This window comes from Chitinophaga sp. 01L420 (assembly GCF_056399985.1).
Map to the genome: position 1 here is coordinate 146133 of NZ_JBFTSK010000001.1, position 18895 is coordinate 165027.

20 protein-coding genes are annotated in these 18895 nt (G+C 45.0%); 7 read left to right on the plus strand and 13 right to left on the minus strand.

The window, feature by feature from the left end; translation table 11 throughout:
* The first annotated feature begins 45 nt into the window (after positions 1-45).
* Both moaC and AC1DP6_RS00630 read left to right on the plus strand, forming a co-directional pair.
* On the plus strand, positions 46-531 hold the full coding sequence (gene moaC / locus AC1DP6_RS00625; RefSeq protein WP_477053142.1) for a cyclic pyranopterin monophosphate synthase MoaC: 486 nt from the start codon (positions 46-48) through the stop codon (positions 529-531).
* Positions 515-1114 (plus strand): NTP transferase domain-containing protein, encoded by a 600-nt coding sequence (locus AC1DP6_RS00630; protein WP_477053143.1) that lies wholly within the window; start codon positions 515-517, stop codon positions 1112-1114. The genes moaC and AC1DP6_RS00630 overlap by 17 nt, the downstream gene beginning before the upstream one ends.
* Before the next feature lie 39 nt (positions 1115-1153).
* Here the strand turns inward: AC1DP6_RS00630 and AC1DP6_RS00635 are convergent, their stop codons facing one another.
* Together AC1DP6_RS00635 and AC1DP6_RS00640 are read right to left on the minus strand one after the other, a co-directional pair.
* Complete coding sequence (locus AC1DP6_RS00635; protein WP_477053144.1) at positions 1154-1555, minus strand: molybdenum cofactor biosynthesis protein MoaE; 402 nt, start codon at positions 1553-1555, stop codon at positions 1154-1156.
* 101 nt (positions 1556-1656) lie between these two features.
* Complete coding sequence (locus AC1DP6_RS00640) at positions 1657-1971, minus strand: MoaD/ThiS family protein (RefSeq protein ID WP_477053145.1); 315 nt, start codon at positions 1969-1971, stop codon at positions 1657-1659.
* On the opposite strand from AC1DP6_RS00640, the gene AC1DP6_RS00645 reads away from it, so the two are divergent.
* Positions 1970-2341 carry a DUF7009 family protein gene (locus AC1DP6_RS00645; RefSeq protein WP_477053146.1) on the plus strand — a complete coding sequence of 124 codons (372 nt, stop codon included), beginning with the start codon at positions 1970-1972 and terminating at the stop codon, positions 2339-2341. The two genes, AC1DP6_RS00640 and AC1DP6_RS00645, sit on opposite strands and share 2 nt — an antisense overlap.
* A gap of 5 nt (positions 2342-2346) precedes the next feature.
* On the plus strand, positions 2347-3318 hold the full coding sequence (gene moaA / locus AC1DP6_RS00650) for a GTP 3',8-cyclase MoaA (protein ID WP_477053147.1): 972 nt from the start codon (positions 2347-2349) through the stop codon (positions 3316-3318).
* A 63-nt stretch (positions 3319-3381) separates the two neighbouring features.
* On the opposite strand, the gene AC1DP6_RS00655 is transcribed toward moaA, so the two are convergent.
* From AC1DP6_RS00655 to AC1DP6_RS00680, 6 genes are all read right to left on the minus strand, one after another.
* A complete protein-coding gene (locus AC1DP6_RS00655) occupies positions 3382-4125 on the minus strand; it encodes a sulfite exporter TauE/SafE family protein (protein WP_477053148.1) in 744 nt (247 codons plus the stop codon).
* A 2-nt stretch (positions 4126-4127) separates the two neighbouring features.
* Positions 4128-5213 (minus strand): ThiF family adenylyltransferase, encoded by a 1086-nt coding sequence (locus AC1DP6_RS00660; protein WP_477053149.1) that lies wholly within the window; start codon positions 5211-5213, stop codon positions 4128-4130.
* 43 nt (positions 5214-5256) lie between these two features.
* Positions 5257-5805 (minus strand): GNAT family N-acetyltransferase, encoded by a 549-nt coding sequence (locus tag AC1DP6_RS00665; protein WP_441573228.1) that lies wholly within the window; start codon positions 5803-5805, stop codon positions 5257-5259.
* A gap of 141 nt (positions 5806-5946) precedes the next feature.
* Positions 5947-7215, minus strand: coding sequence for a serine--tRNA ligase (gene serS, locus AC1DP6_RS00670; protein ID WP_477053150.1), 1269 nt, complete (start codon positions 7213-7215; stop codon positions 5947-5949).
* Positions 7216-7350: 135 nt separating this feature from the next.
* Positions 7351-9018 (minus strand): NAD+ synthase, encoded by a 1668-nt coding sequence (locus AC1DP6_RS00675; protein ID WP_477053151.1) that lies wholly within the window; start codon positions 9016-9018, stop codon positions 7351-7353.
* 97 nt (positions 9019-9115) lie between these two features.
* The gene (locus tag AC1DP6_RS00680; protein WP_441573225.1) at positions 9116-9814 is read right to left on the minus strand and encodes a porin family protein; all 699 of its coding nucleotides are present in this window, start codon (positions 9812-9814) and stop codon (positions 9116-9118) included.
* Positions 9815-9887: 73 nt separating this feature from the next.
* On the opposite strand from AC1DP6_RS00680, the gene gldB reads away from it, so the two are divergent.
* Positions 9888-10925 (plus strand): gliding motility lipoprotein GldB, encoded by a 1038-nt coding sequence (gene gldB, locus AC1DP6_RS00685; RefSeq protein WP_477053152.1) that lies wholly within the window; start codon positions 9888-9890, stop codon positions 10923-10925.
* Between the two features lie 28 nt (positions 10926-10953).
* Here the strand turns inward: gldB and apaG are convergent, their stop codons facing one another.
* The 5 genes from apaG to AC1DP6_RS00710 all read right to left on the minus strand — a co-directional run bounded on the left by apaG (position 10954) and on the right by AC1DP6_RS00710 (position 13635).
* Positions 10954-11340, minus strand: a complete 387-nt coding sequence (gene apaG, locus AC1DP6_RS00690) for a Co2+/Mg2+ efflux protein ApaG (protein ID WP_106526994.1) — start codon at positions 11338-11340, stop codon at positions 10954-10956.
* 83 nt (positions 11341-11423) lie between these two features.
* Positions 11424-11750 (minus strand): DUF4157 domain-containing protein, encoded by a 327-nt coding sequence (locus AC1DP6_RS00695; protein WP_477053153.1) that lies wholly within the window; start codon positions 11748-11750, stop codon positions 11424-11426.
* Entirely contained in the window at positions 11738-12685 is a 948-nt protein-coding gene (locus AC1DP6_RS00700) for a DUF5777 family beta-barrel protein (RefSeq protein ID WP_477053154.1), read from the minus strand. The genes AC1DP6_RS00695 and AC1DP6_RS00700 overlap by 13 nt, the downstream gene beginning before the upstream one ends.
* A gap of 12 nt (positions 12686-12697) precedes the next feature.
* Entirely contained in the window at positions 12698-13246 is a 549-nt protein-coding gene (locus tag AC1DP6_RS00705) for a YceI family protein (protein ID WP_477053155.1), read from the minus strand.
* Between the two features lie 17 nt (positions 13247-13263).
* On the minus strand, positions 13264-13635 hold the full coding sequence (locus AC1DP6_RS00710) for a hypothetical protein (RefSeq protein ID WP_441573221.1): 372 nt from the start codon (positions 13633-13635) through the stop codon (positions 13264-13266).
* Between the two features lie 130 nt (positions 13636-13765).
* On the opposite strand from AC1DP6_RS00710, the gene AC1DP6_RS00715 reads away from it, so the two are divergent.
* Both AC1DP6_RS00715 and AC1DP6_RS00720 read left to right on the plus strand, forming a co-directional pair.
* A complete protein-coding gene (locus AC1DP6_RS00715; protein WP_477053156.1) occupies positions 13766-15046 on the plus strand; it encodes a UDP-N-acetylmuramoyl-tripeptide--D-alanyl-D-alanine ligase in 1281 nt (426 codons plus the stop codon).
* Positions 15047-15165: 119 nt separating this feature from the next.
* A complete protein-coding gene (locus AC1DP6_RS00720; protein ID WP_477053157.1) occupies positions 15166-18513 on the plus strand; it encodes a TonB-dependent receptor in 3348 nt (1115 codons plus the stop codon).
* Positions 18514-18895: the final 382 nt, after the last annotated feature.

Sequence of the window (18895 nt, forward strand, 5' to 3'; positions counted from 1 at the left end):
TGAATTACTTTTGTGGAAGGTGAACTTGTTTAAATTTATGCTTTTATGTCCAATGAATCAAGTGGTGGTTTTTCTCACCTGAACGAAAGCGGTCAGCCGGCAATGGTAGATATCAGTGGCAAACCGGATACTTATCGTATAGCCGTTGCCGAGAGTCGTGTTTTTTTACCGCAGGTAGTGCGGGCACAATTCCATGGGCAGGACATCCAAACCCGCAAGGGTGGCGTATTTCAAACCGCTATCATTGCAGGAATTATGGCCGCCAAAAAAACACCTGAGCTTATTCCGCTTTGTCATACCTTACTACTGGATGGTTGTGATGTAAAAATACAGCTGGAAGAAACAGAAGCCGTTATCCGCTGCACCGTTAAAACCACCGGTAAAACCGGCGTGGAAATGGAAGCCCTCACCGGCGCCAGCGTAGCAGCACTCACCATTTACGATATGTGTAAAGCACTCACCCAGGATATGGTTATCAGAGAAACCAAACTGATCAGCAAAACAGGAGGTAAACATGACTATACAAGATAATACACCTCCTCTGAAAGGACTGGTGCTATGCGGCGGCTTCAGCACCCGCATGCAGGAAGATAAAAGCAGTATTGCCTATCATGGCATGCCCCAATGGCAATACCTGGTAACACTATTGCAATCTTTTTTAGCAGAAGTATATATTTCATGCAGAACAGAACAGCAGGATAATTTTTCTGCATATCCGCACCTGATACCGGATAGCGTTTCCTTCGGCGGACCTTCCGCCGGCCTGCTCAGTGCCCATGCAGGGCAACCGGCAACAGCCTGGCTGGTACTCGCCTGCGACCTGCCACTGCTCAGCAAACAAAGCCTGGAACTACTGATTCAATCAAGAGATGCCACTAAATCAGCTACTTCTTTTATAAGTCCTTTTAATGATTCGCCTGAGCCACTAATCGCCATCTGGGAGCCTGCCGGGTTAGCCGCACTGCAGCAAAATGTGATCGCCGGGAAAAATTGTCCGCGCAAAACCATGCTGAACATGGATATTGCATTGCTGCAAAACCCATATGCTACCGAGCAGTTCAATGCAAATACACCGGAAGAAAAAGCAACAGTGCTTTCAAATTTGGGGTTGTAAACCGGAATCCCTGTTCTCGGAGAACGGATTCAAAAATGCTCAGACAATTTCCCCATCTGCAAAAAACTCCTTTTTCCAGATAGGCACCGTTTCTTTAAGGGTATCTATTACATATTCACAGGCATCAAAGGCAATACCGCGGTGCGCGGAGGCTACCGCTATCACTACAGCTATATCTCCCGGATATTTATCTCCCACTGCATGCAGCATCACCAGCTTCTGTATATCCCACTTTTCCTGCACCTGCACCGCTATTTTCTGCATCTCAGATATTGCCATGGCTTCATAACATTCGTAGTAAAGTTTGAGAACTTCCCTTTGTTTGGTGTGATTCCGTACGGTGCCGGCAAAAATAACCTCCCCACCGCATTCCGGCGCTTGTATGAAGTCCAGTGCTTCCTGCACAGTAATGATTTCTTTAATATTTATTAATACTTCCATCTTATGAATACTAAAAAACAGGTTTTATGGGACTTTTTCTCCCTTTACCCCATCATTTCAAGTCCACATCAAGTCCACCTCAACTCCACATCAAGTCCACCTCATCCCCCACTTACCGGCGGTATTACGGCAATCTCATCCCGGGCGCTAATCAACTGCGCATCTGTGGCATACGCCCTGTTTACCGCTATCATCATCGATTTAAGCTGCTGCAGGGAAGGATACACTTCATAAAGCCATGCCTTCAGCGCCGCCACATCCGTGATATGTGCAGGTTTTTCCAACACCGGTACACCAGCAATATCCTTTGCTGCTCCAAACAGTAATATCCCCATACTCGTTAAATTGTTGGTTAAAACTACAATATAGCCCCGATAATGTAGTAATTTTAATACGGCAGTTAAATCATTTTTCATGAAAATACGGTTAAGAGGCAACAGCATCAGATATCGCCTGGATAAAACGGATATAGAACTACTGGAAACTACCGGCAAAGTGGAATCTATCACCCATATTGGTGCCGGCACCCTCCATTTCTGCGTACGCGGCAAGGAGATCACGGATCCCATCATTAAACTGGAACAGGACGGTGTTCATCTGCTGGTACCCCTTACACGCCTGGCCGACTGGTATGCACCGGAACAGGTAGGATTTGAACTCATTCTGCCCAATACGGACGGATCAGAACTAAAAATCCTGGTAGAAAAAGATTTTAAATGCCTTACAGAGAGAAACGAAGACGAAAGCCAGTCGTTCGATAATCCAATGGCCGGCCAAAACTGCTGATAAAAATGCTCACGGATGCTCATCATCGCACCATCGATTACGTTAGACTGTCGGTAACAGACCGGTGCAATCTCCGATGCACCTACTGCATGCCGGAAAATATGCATTTTGTACACAAAGCAGCATTACTGACCGATCATGAAATCATCTCCCTGTTGCAAATACTCGCAGCAGCAGGTATTTCCAAAGTAAGAATCACCGGCGGAGAACCCTTCCTGCGACCTGGTTTGATGACGCTGCTGGAAAAAATAAAAGTAATACCCGGGATCAAAGAAATTGCGATCACCACCAATGGCGTACTTACACAACCCCATATTCCGGCACTGCATCAACTTGGAATTACCAACATCAACCTCAGCCTGGATACTCTGCAGGCAGCACGTTTCGTACAGATAACACGCCGCAACAGGTTCACTACGGTAATGGATACACTCCAAAGTCTGCTGCAACATAACATGCAGGTAAAAATCAATGCGGTAGTGATGGAAAATGTAAATACAGATGAACTCACCGCGTTCACTGCACTTACCCGCGACAATGCGCTTTCAGTAAGATTCATAGAGGAAATGCCTTTTAACGGACAAGGACATTCATTCTCAGGTATCACCTGGAACTATCATAAAATACTGGATACTATCAGTGAAATATATCCGCTACAGAAAATAAACGATGCCCCTCATTCTACATCGCTCAATTATCACATCCCGGGCCATAAAGGTAATATTGGCGTTATTCCCGCCTACAGTCGTACTTTTTGCGGCACCTGCAACCGGCTTCGTATATCTGCTACCGGTAGTATGAAAACATGCCTGTACGGGAACGATGTATTGAACATAAAAGAAATGTTGCAGCACGATGTACAAGGACTGTTACCTGCTATACAAACCGCCATACATGCACGATTTGCCAATGGATTTGAAGCAGAACAGCAGCACACCGAAAAAAATATGGAGAGCATGTCCGTCATCGGTGGATAAAACCAGCCACTAATAGTTGCCTGTTCCGGTTATTGAAAGTAATCATTTGATGGAATACCCGCTTTACTTTATCAGCATTCTTACGCCTGCATATAAAATCAGTACAGCAGTAGCACCCGCTACCCATCTGGGTTTCAGCACCTTGGCACTTAAGAGTGCCCCTATTTGCCCGCCGGCAATAACAGCCAGCAATAGTGGCCCCGTAAACTTCAGATCAAATACGATCGCATGTTTTGCGGCCTGACCTGCCAAACCAGCAATAGAATTTACCAGGATAAAAAAGCTGCTTAGCCCGGCGATATTCTTTGCCGTATCATATTTGCCCAAACGTAATACCGGCGACAAATAAATGCCGCCGCCAATACCCGTCATCCCGGATAGTAATCCAATGGCGCCGCCAATAATACCGTATATCACCCCATTTCCTTTTTCAGCAGGGATAATGGGCTCCTCCCGCTCAAAAAACAAGCGGTAACACATCACCAGGGCAGCCAGCGTGAGCGCAATACCCAACACCAGGAAAAACGTAGCCTGTTTCATAGGCAGGTAACTACCCAGAAAAGCCAGCGGTACACTCACCAGCGACAGCTGCCACGCCTTTTTCAAAGGCAGATGTCCGCTTTTATAAAAGTGATAAACGCCACCCACCACTACGGCTACATTACATAACAATGCAGTGGATTTCATCAGCTGAAAATCTATGCTCCACAACGCCAGGATAGCCAGATAGCTGGAGCCTCCTCCAAAACCGGCTGCAGAATAGGCGAGTGCTACCAGGAAAAAAAGTAAACAGAGTTCTGTGATCACGGTTAATAAGTTTGCATCCGATCATCTATTACACTAGCCCAGGCGTGAATACCGCCTTCTACATTATATACCCGGTTAAAGCCGAGTTCTGTTAAACGCTGTGCTACCGCCCGGCTACGCATGCCGTGGTGACAAATCACCGCAATCGGCGCTTCCGCCGGCAAGGCGTCTGTTTGCTGCAATACACGTCCCATCGGAATATGCAAGGACCCCGGTATATGACATATTTCCCACTCATCCTCTTCTCTTACATCCAGCAACATAAAGCGGGTACTGCTTCGCAGCCACTCCTGCAGTAGTTGCACAGATAAAGATTGTACACCTTCCATTTCACAAACGGTTTGTTGATAATTATTTTGCAGTGCCGTGATCTGCTGATTGGCAGCTACCGGCGTAATATTAAATATCATCTGGGTATTATGCAAAGTATCGATGGTCATTAACTGGTTACGCAGCGGAGTGCCTATACCTGTAATCACTTTCACTGTTTCGTTGGCCTGGTAACAGCCTATCAGTCCAGGTAGTACACCCAGTACGCCAATATCATTACAGTTGAGCATTTCCCCGCTTTCCGGCGCTTCCGGGAAAATACAGCGATAGGTAGCCCCTTCCTGGTAATTAAATACGCTTACCTGTCCCTCGTATTTGTAGATAGCGCCATACACCAGCGGTTTACCGGTAATCACGCAGGCATCATTGACGAGGTAACGGGTACCAAAATTATCGGAGCAGTCTACCACTACATCGTATGCACGGAATAGTTCCAATGCATTATCAGTAGTCAGCCAGGCATCGTGTATAACATGTGTTACTTCCGGGTTCAGCTGCTGCAGGCGGGAGGCTGCCAGTTGCACTTTTGAGATGCCCTGATCCGCCGTGGTATAAAGTACTTGTCTTTGCAGGTTGGTTACATTTACGGTATCATGTTCTACAATCCCGATGGTACCTACCCCCATGGCGGTAAGGTATTGCAATACCGGTACACCGAGGCCACCAGCACCTATTACGAGCACTTTCGCCTGTTGCAGTAAAGCTTGTTTTTCAGGCCCAAATCCTTCCAACCGGGTCTGACGGTCATATCGATCCATGCTGTTTCATTTAAACCCTAAAATTAATCGTATTCGGGAGAAATTATGGCAGTGGTTTTATCTGCCGGTACATAGTCACCAGGTCGGCATAAACCCCGTTTTTTTGAGCAATGGCCTGTGGCAGGCGCCCACACTCCATAAAGCCGAAGTTGCGGTAGATCTGCATGGCTTTTTCGTTGGGCGAAAAAACATGGAGATAAATCATATGCAGTCCCGGACGTTCTTCTGCCCAGCGTAGCATGGCGGTAATAAGGCGGCGGCCTATGCCCATATTATTCCATTGATTTTCCACAGCAATGCCCATTTCAGCAGTATGTGCCTTTTTATGAAGTCCGCTGTGATTGACGTTGATAGATCCTATAATACGGCCTTTTACAGTGGCTACCAGCAGGAGTTGATTGGGGTTGTCCAGGTAGGATTGAATATAATCTTCCTCAGATGTGACATCCAGCTCCAACGACTCTTTCTGCGTAAAAAGCAGGTAATCCGTTTCCCGGGTCAGGCGCTGAAAGCTGGCTAGCAAAGCGGCGGCATCTTTAATTTCGGGAGGGCGAATGATGAGTTCGTCGCCGTTGGGCAGAAAATGTTTCATGAGAACGGGTGCTTTGAGGAAGAATTACGAATTATGAATTACGAATTACGGATTTGTGTGGAGATAAAAGCGAGTATTAACCTTCTCGTTTATCATCTACCCACAAATCCGTAATTCGTAATTCATAATTCGTAATTCTTCTTATATCATATGGCTGCCGAAATAGCTCTGCAGCACTGTTGGTATATGTATACCTTCAGCGGTCTGGTTATTTTCCAGCAGGCAGGCCAGGATACGCGGCAATGCCAAAGAGCTGCCATTCAGGGAATGTACCAGCTGTGGCTTACCATTATTTTCCTTGAAACGTATTTTCATACGGTTGGTCTGATAGGCTTCAAAGTTACTCACAGAGCTCACTTCCAGCCATTTCTGCTGGGCAGCACTGTACACTTCAAAATCGTAGGTGATCGCAGAAGTAAAGCTCATATCGCCTGCGCATAAACGAAGAATACGATAAGGCAGTTGCAGCTGATTCAACAGGGCTTCCACATGCGCCACCATTTCATCCAGGGCTTCGTAAGATTTGTCCGGATGCACCAGTTGTACTACTTCTACTTTATCAAACTGGTGTACACGATTCAATCCGCGTACATCTTTGCCATAAGATCCTGCTTCGCGGCGGAAGCAAGGTGTATAGGCCGTCATTTTGATAGGCAGATCTGTATCCTTTACGATTTCATCCCGGTAGATATTAGTCACCGGAACTTCTGCTGTAGGAATGAGATAGTAGTTATCTTCTGTGGCATGATACATCTGTCCTTCTTTATCCGGCAGCTGACCGGTACCATAGGCAGATGCTTCATTCACCAGGTAAGGTGGTGCATATTCGGTGTATCCATTGCTGGTATTGTAATCCAGAAAATACTGAATCAGTGCGCGTTGCAAACGGGCGCCCCTGTTTTTGAAAACAGGAAAACCGCTGCCAGTGATTTTATTACCCAACTCAAAGTCAATCAGGTCGTACTGTTTGGCCAGATCCCAGTGAGGAACGGCACCATCATACAGATCAGGAATTTTACCACCTTTACGCACTTCCACATTTTCTTCCGGTGTTTTACCGGCAGGAACGATAGATGCAGGCAAGTTTGGTAATTTCACCAACGTATCATGCAATGCTTTTTCGGTTGCGTTCAGTTCATCATTCACAGGCCCGAGACGCTCTTTCAAAGCCGCTACTGCAGCACGTTGTGCTTCTCCTTCTTCTTTCTTTCCCTGGGCCATCAGTTTACCTATTTCTTTGGATAAACTATTTACCTGCGCCTGTGTATCATCGTATTCAAGGGTTAACTTCTTACGCTTGTCGTCCAGTGCCAGCACTTCTTCCACTACATCCAGCTCCTTAAAGTTCTTAAAAGCCAGACGCTCCAGCACTAATTCCTTATTTTGACGTATAAACGGTACTTGTAACATGTTGTATGATCAAATTTTAGCAAAGATATTAAAATAGCTTTTAGCCATTAGCTTTTAGCTTTTAGTAAATGCAGCGGATATGATGTTTTGTTAATCTCCGCTGCATTTACTAAAAGCTAATGGCTAAAAGCTGATTCAGCTCAGGTATTTCCCTACTATCGGTACCCTTCTACCCACACCAAAGGCTTTGGAAGATACCCGTATAATAGGACAGAATTGATTCCGTTTGTATTCATTGGTGTTGACCATCTTTAAGGCCCGCGAAACCAAAGCGGAGTCAAAGCCCTTTGCTACTATCTCCCGTGGCCCCTGGCGGCGCTCTATGTACTGATACAGGATTTTGTCCAGTACGGCGTAATCCGGTAAGCTGTCGCTGTCTTTCTGATCAGGACGCAACTCCGCAGACGGCGCTTTGTCAATGATATTCACTGGTATAATTTCCTGGTGCCGGTTGATATAACGGGCCAGGGAATACACTTGCATTTTATATACATCTCCCAAAACAGACAATCCTCCGGCCATATCTCCGTATAAGGTACCATAGCCGGTAGATAACTCGCTTTTGTTAGACGTATTCAGGAGAATATATCCAAACTTATTGGATAGTCCCATCAGCAGGTTACCGCGTATGCGGGACTGTGTATTTTCTTCCGCCACGTTAAAAGGCAATCCTTTGAAATATGGCTCCAGCGTGGTCAGGAAGGTTTCGTAAATGTCATTGATACGGATGATATCATAAGGGTTATCCAGGTTTTTGGATAAAGCCACCGCATCATCTACAGAGTGTTCGGTAGAGTAGGGAGATGGCATCAGTATAGCCCTTACGTTATCTTTCCCCAGCGCATCGCAGGCAATAGCCAAAGTAACAGCGCTGTCTATACCGCCTGATGATCCCAGAATGGCTTTGGTGAAGCCCATCTTCCCGAAATAATCACGTATACCCATCACCAATGCGTCATAGATGCGGTCAATATTATGATCAAATACCAGTTCGGTCAGCGGTGTAAATTCAGCAGGCTTCACCGGCGGCAAGTCGCTGCCAGTCAGCTCTTCCAATAACATCCCATCAATCGCCTCCTGGAAGTAAGGCAGTTCTTTTGCAATATTTCCCTGTGCATCATAAATGAGAGAGCCCCCATCAAATACAATCTCCGTCTGAGATCCCACGGCATTGCAGTAATACATAGGGATCTTGTATTTCAATACATTGGCGAGAATAATCTCTTTCCTGTCTTCATCATGATCATAATCAAACGGAGAAGCAGACAGATTAATCATCACATCCGGCTCCTGCGCAATCAGCTGATCCATCGGACAGATACGGTACAGCGGATTATCTCCCAGGTTCCAGATATCTTCACAAATTGTTACCGCCAGCTTTTTGCCTTTGAAAGGAATAATATTCCATTCGTAGGATGGCTCGAAATAACGATATTCATCAAACACATCATAAGTAGGCAACAGTGTTTTATGTACCACCTGTTTCACTTCACCTTCATATAAAAACCAGGCTGCATTAAACAGGTCTTTGCCCTCCCTTTGCGGGTTACGGGCAGGCGCGCCTACCAACACCGCTATATCTGTAGCATGCGCCTTTATCACATCAATGGCGTGATAACTCTGCGCAATAAAATCTTCAAATTCCAGAAAATCACGGGGAGGATATCCACAAACACATAACTCCGTAAAAACCACAAGGTCTGCGCCCTTGGCTTTTGCAGCGTTGATCCCTTCAATGATCTTGGCAATGTTTTTCTCAAAATTGCCAATATGATAATTCTGCTGTGCCAGTATAATATTCATAATAAAAAATAGTCTTGTTCAAAAAATACATCAGCCTTCACCAGCCAATGTCTATCCCTCCGCACTTATCTAACAGCTAAAAGCGAATGGCTAACAGCTAAAAAAATACTCCCAGTCTGAGTGCGAAGCTATTCATATTTATCCTGCCATCATCCCATTTGCCATTGCGGGTTACATCTACAAATCCGTTCTGATAAGTGATGCCGGCAAGACCAGTTAAACTCCCACCCAGTGGGTATTCTATACCTGCGCCCAGCAGCATTCCTATATTAATCCGGTTCATTTCCGGCAATATATTTACCCGGTCAAAGGTTTGATTAACAGATCCGTTCGTTGTTACCACATTAGCACGGCCACTCACCGGGAAATCCAGGTAAGTACCAAATTGTCCCCAGAAGCCGATGCCGCCTTCGTCCGGTGATGTTTTCAACTTCAACGCCACAGGTATTTCTATATAGGTAAGCTTCATATTGTATTCCGCCGGATTGGCTTTATAATCACTCAATCCTTTACCACCATCATACTTCAGCTTACTCCCAGCCAACAGCACCTGGAAGCCGGAAGACAATGCATAAGTGCCTCTTTCATTCAGGTTAAAATCGGCCATCAGTCCAAAGTTCAATCCTGCTTTGGCACTATTGCGGTTTACACCCGACTCCTGTGGTTTAAGTATCGACACCAGCGGATTTACGGTAAATCCCAGTCTTACTTTACTCCTGAAAGTACTATAGCCGTCCTGTCCTATGCTGACCTTCGCGATTCCCATGATAGTCAGCAAAATGATGATCTTCTTCATAGATGATGCTAATTCGTAATTTTTTATAATACAAGGTAAATAATAATTTTACCTTAGATGAGTTTTAAGAGTGATGCAAAGTTACATTAATAAATATACCCTGCTGATAAGTTGCCTGGTTGCCCTGTTGGGCACCGCAGCCTGCAATTCCGGTAAAAAAGGCCCGGACGTAAGTCATATACCCATGACCGTTAGCCTGTCGCGTTTTGACTCCGCCCTTTTTACCATAGATACCAACCATATACAGCCAGGATTGGCGAAGCTGCACGCAGACTACCCTGTATTTCTGCCACTGTATGTCACGGATATCATGAACCTGGGCGCTTATTCCGACAGTAGTGCGGCGGTTCAACAACAACTGCACCTGTTTCTTACCACGCCTGACTTCCGTCAGCTGGAAAAAGCGGTAGCCGCCAAATACGGCAACAGTGAAAAGCTGAAAGAAGAGCTGGCACAGTGTTTCAAGCATATTAAGTACTATATTCCTGCTTTCCATCCGCCTAAGGTAGTCACCTTTATTTCCGGGATAGCCAATTATGGTGCCATTACAGTAGATTCTATACTCGGAATCGGACTGGATATGTATATGGGGGAAGATTTCCCACCTTATGCCCTGATCCCCGATTATCCGGACTATATGATCCACCGGTTTACACCACAATATATTTCGGTTAACTGTATGCAGGTAATACAGCAGCAACTGTATCCTCCTGCCAGGAAAAACGGTAACCTGCTGGAACAAATGATGGAAGCGGGTAAGCAACAGTATTTCCTGGACAAGGTATTACCAGAAACACCGGATACTATCAAGCTGGGATATACGAAAAGCCAGCTGGACTGGTGCCGGGAAAACGAGCAGATGATCTGGCAGTTTTTTGTACAAAATAACCTGGTTTACTCCAGCGACTGGCAGCAGATCACACATTTTATTGGCGATGGCCCTTCTACACAGGGCATGCCCGAGAGTGCACCCGGTAAAATTGCCAATTTTGTTGGATGGCAGATCATAAAAAAATATATGGATGAGCACAAGGAGGTCACCTTGCAGCAATTAATGGAATCAAAAGACGTGACGGAGATTTTCAAAGCCTCAAAATACAGGCCCCGATAAGGAATTACAGGCTAAACGAAGACAGGAATTAATTTAATTTGAATGGAACGACCATCTGGAACTCCGGAATTTTAACTTCCAGTATCTTCTTATCCAGTTGGTTTTCCATTTGATAAGTACCGTACATCTTGCCAATCTCCGTTCGGAGATTAGATCCCGAGACATACTGGTATGTTTCACCGGGGGCCAGCAATGGTTGCACACCTACCACACCTTCTCCCTCCACCTCGCGGTGTGTTCCGTTGGAATCGATAATGTACCAATGCCTGCGGAGCAGTTTAATAGGGAAAGTGTTATTGTTTTCGATGGTAATACGGTAAGCAAACATGAATTCGCTTCCAATAGGATTTGAATAATCCGGCTGGTAGAATGTTTCCACGCTGATGGTGATGCCCTCTGTTACCTTCTTAACCATAAAATCAACCTTTAACGTAAAAATAAGAAAAATAAAACCAGTGGCTGGAAAAAATCTGATATAAGCCCCACTTTAACGATTCTTTAGACTATTTCAATATTATCCAGTATGGCGGGATCGGCTTCAGAAGCCCTTGCTGCCACCTCCAGCGCATTGTTATAATAGCCTTTGCGCAGGTATTCGGACATATATCTCCATAAAAATCCAAAAAAACCAAAATGCTGGTATTGTTTTATATGGCAAGCCTCATGCCGCATCCACGGAATATCCGATAAAAAACGTTCCCGGGACGCTCCGTGTAAGTGGATGGTGCGTCCCAGGACCATGGCTACAGACTGCACCCGCATAAAGCGGGCGGCAATTTTGGCTAACCACGAATTTTCATGTATGCGGCATCTTATTTTTTCCAATCTTTCTTCCCGAATAACGTAAATCTACGGGAAATATTGAATCCCCAGCGGAATTGCCCCTGCAACCAGGAGGTAGTCGTTTCAGGAATGAATTGATTTTCCAGTATAGCAGCGGAGTTGGTAAAGGTTATGCTGAATACGTGGCCGCCGGTTTCAATTTCCAGCCCAAGGCCCAGCGGGTTATAAAAAGTGATGCCTTTGGAGGCTTTGAAGTAGTCCTTACTTTCCTGGGTACGGAAAGGATAATAGTATTCCGCCAGTAGTCCCAACCGTTTGCTGAGTTTCAACCGACCGGCACCGCCCAGGGCAAACATATTGTTCATATCCATATACCCCACGTGGTTGCGGTGTACATAGGTGGGCATCAGACTCAGTGATAATTTGTCAGCAAATTTCTTTGATACAATGGCCTGTGCCACATACATCAGCCGGTCAGATCCGTCAGCAAAATGGGAGGCGGCAGTAATATCCGTACTGGAAGGCATGCCACTGATCACCATATTCCCGAATAATGCCAGTGATACAGGCACATGATTATCGGTGGTTTGCTGTAAGAAACGATACTTTACCAGCCCCTCATACAACTGCTGTAAATCCCCTCCGCCCTTGCTTCTGCTGATACCTACCATCAGGTTATCGCTGATACCATATTCAAAAGCAATCCGGATATCGGTAGAGTTATCGGTGCCAAAGAAGGTTTTGGAACCGCCAAACTCGCCACCAGCATCCCCAAAACGGTGTGCCACCCGGAAATCCAGCTCATGTTTACGGAGCATTTCCGTGGACTGTCCCTGTACAATGCGGGTAGACTTATAGGTATCCCGCACTTTGGTATGCGTAACGCCGGTAGAATCAAAAAGCTTCTCCAGGTTATTTTGTGCCTGCACATACATGCTGATCATGCAGCATAACAATATGGTTGATATAATTTTCATGGAACGATGCTATTATTTACTGTAAGGAGTATAGATGGCATTCACCGTTACGGCTACTACTTCTGCCACATTTTGTATGACCAGCGAAGGAATTTTAATACCGTGGTCGGCTACACGTACATTAAATGTAGAGGTAACCGAGATGTTACTGCCTTGGGTAGTAATGGTTCCTTTGGCCGTGTACGTTTTATCCACGCCATGGATATTCAGTGTACCCGTCACCGTTACCGGATAAGTGCCGTCTTTACTGAATTCCGGGGCGTCATTAATTTTCCCTTTGAATTCAGCGTACGGATATTTATTACTTTCCAGGTAGTTTTCATTGAAGTGTTCCTGCATCAGCTTCTTCTTAAACTGAAAGGTGCTGATAGGCACTTTAAAGAAAATATCTTTTGTTTTTACGTTGATGGCAGATGCACCTTTATCTGTTTTTGCTTCGATATCTTCCAGGGGAGAAGAAGAAAAAAAGGATAAACGGGTGTTCTTGCAGGCATACACGTCCTGCGCAGATGCAGCGGACACAGATAGCCATACACCTATCAAAAGCAGCCAGTATTTCATGTTTATCTTTTTTAAAGTTATTGATCCGGAAGTCCATGCGCGATCCAGCAGGCAATAGAATCTTTCATCCCCTGTGTGAGGGCGGGGTATCCCATCGACTGTGGCATATCTGCCTGTGGGCCGGTAACACGCAACTCGTATGTTGAACGGTGTGTATTGATATAAGCTTTTAACTTTTCTGCTGTAGAAAAATCAGCCACCGTGGGCGAGTTTCCGCCCGGATGACAGTTGCGGTTACTACAGTTTGCCTGCATAGCAGCCAATGCATAAGCTGTTGTAATTTTGGCAACATCGCAGTTAACACCGCCACTCACCGGCGCGGGAGCCTGATCATTTTTACAGGCAGCAAACAGTAGTATGGCCAATAAAAAAAAAGTAATCCTTGTCATAGGTTTTTCAAAATTTGATTGCTGAAAGTGTTATACGGGATAGTATTTAAATTGGTTGCTTCGAAACGAAGATAAAATTCTGCTATATTACATGATTAACCACTTATTTTTGCACTAAATAAGATTGACCGTGAATATTGAACAACTATACAGCATCTATGAGCAGCACCGCTCGGTACAAACGGATACCCGTAAACTGAAAGCCAATGATATTTTCTTTGCGCTGAAAGGTGGGAATTTCAATGGTAACGAATTTGCCGCCAAGGCATTAGAGATGGGCGCTGCATTTGCAGTGGTAGATGAAGCGGCCTATTTTACCGTACCGGAAAAGATGATGCTGGTAGCCGATGCCCTGGAAGCCCTGCAACAGCTGGCATTACGGCACCGCCAACAATTAAATATTCCGGTACTAGCCATTACCGGCACTAACGGTAAAACCACTACGAAAGAACTGGTCAATGCAGCATTGTCTGCCGGCCTAAAAACATACGCCACCGTTGGCAACCTGAATAACCATATCGGCGTACCACTGACTATTTTAAGTATACAACCTGATGTGGAAATCGCAGTCATAGAAATGGGCGCCAACCACCAGCTGGAAATAGCCGGTTATTGCAAAGTAGCATTACCTACACACGGTATGATCACCAACATCGGGAAAGCGCACCTGGAAGGCTTTGGCAGCGAAGAGGGCGTAAAGAAAGCAAAAGGTGAACTCTATGATTTTTTACGCGCCAACAATGGAACTGTGTTTGTATGTAACGATTACGGCTACCTGATAGAAATGGCCACCGGCATTCCACAGATCATCACTTATGGCAGCAGCGAAGCAGACTATGTGGGCGAAGCCATCGCCGACAGCGCATTCCTGGCAGTACAGGTAAGAGGCAACAGCCAGGTAGGATTTATACAAACACAACTCACAGGCGCCTATAACTTTCCCAATGTAATGGCAGCCGTAGCAGTAGCCACTCATTTCGGCGTACCGGAAAAAGATATTGCACCGGCCATTGCGCATTATACCCCTTCCAACAACCGTTCACAGGTAATACAACAAGGTAGTAATACTATCATCATGGATGCCTACAATGCCAACCCATCAAGTATGAGAGCGGCCATTGAAAACTTTGCAGGCATACAGGCAGATAAAAAAGTGCTGATGCTGGGAGCCATGGCGGAACTGGGAGCAGATAGCGTAAAAGAACATGCCGACCTCATTACCTTACTGGAACGCACACACTGGGATGCCGTGGTATTGGTAGGCGGTGATTTTAAAAAGGTAAACCACCCTTACATCTTCCTGGAAAATGCAACGGAAGCGGGAAAATGGCTACAGCAACAACAACTACAACACGCATACATTCTGATCAAAGGCTCCAGGAGCACAGGTATGGAGAAGGTTTTGGCTTAATCGCACATGCGGTTCGGCAGCTTGGTAGCTACAGTTCAAAAAAAATGTTAACGATTTCATAATTGTATTATTTTTAATACCTGAATCTGTCATTTGAACTTTACCAAAATCTGAATCGCATGCACAAAAAACTTTGGTGTTACCTCATTTGTACGCTTTGCTGTGTACTATTGATCCCTAATGCCCTGTTTGCCCAGGAAACCACCGCAGATATTGCGGGTATTATTGGTAGTAAAGAAGGTCCCGTACCAGGAGCCAGCATTGTAGCTATACATGTACCTACCGGCACTAAGTACAATACCGTTTCGCGTAAAGACGGTCGTTTTAATCTACCGAATCTTCGTGTAGGTGGTCCTTACACACTGACCGTCTCTTACATTGGTTTTAAAGATGAAAAGCGGGAAAACATTTCCCTGTCGCTGGGTCAGGAATACAAAGCAGATGTGACCCTGCAACCCAGTACCAGCACGCTTACAGAAGTAGTAGTTACTTCTATCAGTCAAAACAAAGTAATTAACAAAGCACGCACCGGAAGCCAGGAAGTCATTACCCGTTCACAAATGGACCGGCTACCTACTATCAGCCGGTCTATGCAGGACTTCACCAAATTAACACCTTCCGCTAATGGCCTGAATATTGGCGGTAGAAGCAACCAGTTAAACAACATCACCGTTGATGGTGCCAACTTCAACAACTCTTTCGGTTTGCAGGCTACACTTGGCTCTCAGACCTCTTCTCAGCCTATCAGCCTGGAAGCTTTAGAACAGATACAGGTAAACGTATCTCCTTATGATGTAAGACAAGGTGGTTTCTCCGGTGCCGGTATCAACAGTGTTACCAAGAGCGGTACCAACACCTTTAAAGGATCGGTGTATACCTACATACAAACACCAGGCTTACAAGGTAGAAATGTAGGTACCGTCACGGTTCCTAAACCGGATTTTAATTACAACATGCGTGGCTTCTCTGCCGGCGGTGCTATTATTCCCAACAAACTGTTCTTCTTTGTAAGCGCGGAACAGGAAAGAATCAAAGCCCCGGCTACCAGTCTTGTTGCCAACAAACCCGGTGGTGTAGCGGGTGGTAACGTTTCCCAGGCAGTAGCAGATACCCTGGATGCGCTCAAAAAATTCCTGATGAGTCAATACGGATACAATCCAGGCGACTATCAGAATTATACCTATCGTACGCAGAGTGATAAAGTTACTTTTAAAGTAGACTGGAATGTAAATGATCACAACACCTTTACATTTAAATACAGCTACCTGAAATCGTTTAAAGATATCCCTGCCAGCAACAGTGGTGCACCAGGTGGCGGCGCTGTTGGAAGTGGCCGTCAGCCCAGCGCTACAGGTCTTCCTTTCAGCGGTAGCGGCTATACGATCAACAATAATTTCAACATATTCATTGCTGAATTAAATACCCGTATCGGTAATCGCGCTTCCAATAAATTCCAGGTTGGATACTCTGCATTACGCGACTTCAGGGCTGCACTCTCTGAAAGCAATTTCCCGCTGGTGGACATTATGAACGGACAGGGCGCCAGCTATACCGCCTTTGGTTATGAGCCATTCACTTACAACAACAAGCTCAACACCAATGTATTCCAGTTGTCCGACATCTTTACCATGTACAAAGGAAAACATGAAATCACCATCGGTACGCAAAACTATTACAAAACATTCCTGAATGGTTTTGCACCTAACTACAATGGTAACTACCGTTTCAATACCCTGGCTGATTTCTATGCCAGCGCTAAATCTGGTGGCTTGCCTACCGCATCCCGCTACGCGTTATCTTATGCTACGACCAAGGATAAATCCTTCCCGTATGCTAAAATAAACATGCTGGAACTGGGTGCATTTATACAGGATAAATGGAGTGTTACCAACTTCTTTACCTTTACTTATGGCGTACGTATAGACTTGCCCGTTATAGGCAGCACATTTGACAAAAATGATTCGCTGGCTACCTTAACTTTCAGAGATGGAGCAAAAATAGATGTAGGTCAGGCGCCTAAAACCACGCCACTGATTTCACCAAGAATTGGTTTTAACTGGGATATCACGCACGATGGCAAAACGCAGCTGCGTGGAGGTGCCGGCTTATTTGCAGGTCCCCCACCAGCAGTATGGATCAGCAACCAGGCAGGCAATAACGGTGTACAGTTTGGATCGTTCACCGCACAAACCAGCGCCACTACACCCGTTATTAATTATCCATTCAGCCCTGATCCGAATACCTATCGTGATAACTCAGGACAGTTATCCAAATCATACAATATAGCCGTTACCGATAGGAATTTTAAATATCCGCAGGTATTAAAAGTAACACTGGCAGTAGATCGTCAATTGCCATGGGGTATCATTGGTACACTGGAAGCCAATTACTCTAAAGATATCAACGCCGTATATTTCCAGAACGTAAATCTTCCTTCTACAGGATTCCAACTGGACAGCACACCTGATCACCGTCTCCGCTACAGCGGTTCAAAAATTTACGGAGCAGGTACCAGTCTGGGAAATCCTAACATCAGTGATGCTATCCTGATGCGTAACACCAGTAAAGGATACTCTTATTTTGCCACTATTCAGCTGCAAAGAAATGTAAATAATCTTTACCTGAGCGCCGCCTATACCTACAGCAAGGCACGCAGCGTAAACGATGGTGGTTCCATTGCACAGAGCAACTGGCGCGATCGTCCGGTACAGGGAGATCCTAATGAAAATGTATTGGGATATTCCAACTATTACATGCCGCATCGTGTGGTGGCTGCTGCTACTTACAGATTTACCTGGGCTAAACATTTTGCCACTTCCGTTGGTATGATCTACGAAGCAGCGCCTAGTGTGAACGTACTTTACAGCGCTACTTCTTATACTTACAACGGTGATCTGAATAATGATGGTTCCGGCGGTAACAATGACCTGATCTATATTCCGAAAACCAGGAATGATATCAAACTGGTGCCGGTAGGTTATGGTGATAAAGGATTTGATCCAGCTACTGCTGCTGATAAACGCACTGCCACTATTATTTGGAACCAGCTGGATAACTTCATTAAACAGGATAGTTACCTGAGCAGTCACCGCGGTGAGTATGCAGAACGCAATGCGGTAGTATTACCTTTCGCTAAGAGAATGGATGTAAATATTACGCAGGATATTTTTGTATACAGTGGCAAGGAAAAAAACAAGCATACTATCCGTATCAGTTTCGACATTATTAACTTCGGTAACTTCTTAAATAAGAACTGGGGTATTTCCAAAATACCTAATGTACCTTCTTTCCTGAAGTATGAAGGTCAGTTTAAAGATCCTACCGGTGCTACCACCAATGCAGCCGCTTTCTCTTTCCCATACCAGGATGCAGCTAACCAGATTCCGGTTACTAATTCATGGAGAGATAATACGAACGTGATTTCACGTTGGCAGGGTCAGGTGGGAATAAAGTATTTATTTAATTAAAAAAAACAGACATCATAAAATGAGAAAAGTCCGGATTACCCGGACTTTCTCTTTTTACATGACTTTATCTTTTACATAAAAAAAATATAACGACTGTTCATCCTGTGCATAATAAAAATCATTCCTCAAACAATTTCTCCAATATACTATGCGTTAATAGAAATGAAAGCTAGAAATAGCATCTGTACTATCCCTCCCTGAAGATTTCCTGATATTAATGAATTAAATCACTCCTTGTGTAGAGGCAGCTTTAAAAAAAAGACCTGCAAGCTAAAAAACCCGCAGGTGTTCATAACCTATGCCAACTTTAGAGTAATCGTTAAAACTTAAACTGTTAATAATCTATAAAGCTTAAGTCCTGTAATATTTTGAGTATTGTTCT

Coding starts and splice junctions, on each gene's coding strand:
- AC1DP6_RS00710 (WP_441573221.1), bottom strand. CDS start 13,635: ATGACAAGGATTACTTTTTTTTTATTGGCCATACTACTGTTTGCTGCC.
- AC1DP6_RS00635 (WP_477053144.1), bottom strand. CDS start 1,555: ATGGAAGTATTAATAAATATTAAAGAAATCATTACTGTGCAGGAAGCA.
- moaC (WP_477053142.1), top strand. CDS start 46: ATGTCCAATGAATCAAGTGGTGGTTTTTCTCACCTGAACGAAAGCGGT.
- AC1DP6_RS00720 (WP_477053157.1), top strand. CDS start 15,166: ATGCACAAAAAACTTTGGTGTTACCTCATTTGTACGCTTTGCTGTGTA.
- apaG (WP_106526994.1), bottom strand. CDS start 11,340: ATGGTTAAGAAGGTAACAGAGGGCATCACCATCAGCGTGGAAACATTC.
- AC1DP6_RS00640 (WP_477053145.1), bottom strand. CDS start 1,971: ATGAAAAATGATTTAACTGCCGTATTAAAATTACTACATTATCGGGGC.
- gldB (WP_477053152.1), top strand. CDS start 9,888: ATGCAAAGTTACATTAATAAATATACCCTGCTGATAAGTTGCCTGGTT.
- AC1DP6_RS00645 (WP_477053146.1), top strand. CDS start 1,970: ATGAAAATACGGTTAAGAGGCAACAGCATCAGATATCGCCTGGATAAA.
- AC1DP6_RS00630 (WP_477053143.1), top strand. CDS start 515: ATGACTATACAAGATAATACACCTCCTCTGAAAGGACTGGTGCTATGC.
- AC1DP6_RS00660 (WP_477053149.1), bottom strand. CDS start 5,213: ATGGATCGATATGACCGTCAGACCCGGTTGGAAGGATTTGGGCCTGAA.
- AC1DP6_RS00680 (WP_441573225.1), bottom strand. CDS start 9,814: ATGAAGAAGATCATCATTTTGCTGACTATCATGGGAATCGCGAAGGTC.
- moaA (WP_477053147.1), top strand. CDS start 2,347: ATGCTCACGGATGCTCATCATCGCACCATCGATTACGTTAGACTGTCG.
- AC1DP6_RS00705 (WP_477053155.1), bottom strand. CDS start 13,246: ATGAAATACTGGCTGCTTTTGATAGGTGTATGGCTATCTGTGTCCGCT.
- AC1DP6_RS00700 (WP_477053154.1), bottom strand. CDS start 12,685: ATGAAAATTATATCAACCATATTGTTATGCTGCATGATCAGCATGTAT.
- AC1DP6_RS00665 (WP_441573228.1), bottom strand. CDS start 5,805: ATGAAACATTTTCTGCCCAACGGCGACGAACTCATCATTCGCCCTCCC.
- AC1DP6_RS00675 (WP_477053151.1), bottom strand. CDS start 9,018: ATGAATATTATACTGGCACAGCAGAATTATCATATTGGCAATTTTGAG.
- serS (WP_477053150.1), bottom strand. CDS start 7,215: ATGTTACAAGTACCGTTTATACGTCAAAATAAGGAATTAGTGCTGGAG.